Annotated in this window: 1 protein-coding gene and 3 tRNA genes; 3 read left to right on the top strand and 1 reads right to left on the bottom strand. The window is 58.4% G+C overall.

The genetic code is table 11. The features are described 5' to 3' along the window. Positions 1-89: 89 nt before the first annotated feature. The 3 genes from OA56_RS09585 to OA56_RS09575 all read left to right on the top strand — a co-directional run bounded on the left by OA56_RS09585 (position 90) and on the right by OA56_RS09575 (position 366). Positions 90-165 (top strand) — tRNA-Gly (locus OA56_RS09585). A 43-nt stretch (positions 166-208) separates the two neighbouring features. Continuing rightward, positions 209-282, top strand: a tRNA-Cys gene (locus tag OA56_RS09580). An 8-nt stretch (positions 283-290) separates the two neighbouring features. Then, positions 291-366, top strand: a tRNA-Gly gene (locus OA56_RS09575). 66 nt (positions 367-432) lie between these two features. Here the strand turns inward: OA56_RS09575 and OA56_RS09570 are convergent. Further along, a partial coding sequence (locus OA56_RS09570; protein ID WP_461584958.1) for an NAD(P)/FAD-dependent oxidoreductase occupies positions 433-1,019 on the bottom strand: 587 nt, incomplete at its 5' end.

The raw sequence follows: 1,019 nt of genomic DNA, 5'->3' as shown, positions 1-1,019 counted from the left end.
CAGAGCGGACATTACTATTTTGCTCTTACATTACGGTGCAGGCTATTGACAAAGGGTGAGGCGTTTACTTACAATTGCGCTTCTCGCGAGCGGGAATAGCTCAGTTGGTAGAGCACGACCTTGCCAAGGTCGGGGTCGCGAGTTCGAGTCTCGTTTCCCGCTCCAACCGATTACTTCGGGCGCGAGTCCGTCAGGAATCGGCGTCTACGGCGCGGTGGCAGAGTGGTTATGCAGAGGACTGCAAATCCTTGGACGTCGGTTCGATTCCGGCCCGCGCCTCCAGAATCTATGCGGGAATAGCTCAGTTGGTAGAGCACGACCTTGCCAAGGTCGGGGTCGCGAGTTCGAGTCTCGTTTCCCGCTCCATCTTTACCGTTACGCCGACCCTGCTCTATTCGAGCGGGTCGGCGTTTTCGCTTTGGCGCAGCCGCCTCATTGCCCCAGTCGTTCCACGCCCAGGAGCTTGAGGATGTACTTCTCGTAGATCGGTTCGGAACTGCCGGTCTTCATCTTGTAGAGGAAGTACTTCTCGAAGGCGATCTTGGCGAGGTGCACCCACTTGCCCATCTTGAACCAGTTGGTGTTGCGCGGCGGGATTTGTGGCAGCGCCACGAAAGCCGCGCCCGTGTCGCCCATGTCGGCCAGGCAAATGGCATTCCAGCTGCCCTTGGCGGTGGTCGGCTTACCCGAGAGTTCGGCGGCGATGTTCTCGACGATGGCCGAGATCATGGTCTCGATCATGTAGCCGGTCTTGGGGGCACCGGTGGCAACGGGCGTGACTTCCACCGGGGGAATGGCCACGCACACGCCGGCGGCGAAGATGTTGCGGTATTTCTTGCTGCGCTGGTATTCGTCGATGAGCACGAACCCGCGCGGATTGCACAATCCATCGACGGCGGCCACGGCATCGACCCCTTTGAAGGCGGGGATCATCATGCTGAACTTGAAGGGTAGTTCGTGTTCCTTTTTGGGTTGGCCGGCCTCATCGACGGTTGTGCAACCTTTTTTCTGTAAATTTC

It is taken from the genome of Tepidiphilus sp. HLB4, assembly GCF_054823945.1.
Note: the sequence above shows the minus strand (reverse complement) of the source record. Positions and strands in the feature narration are given on the sequence as shown.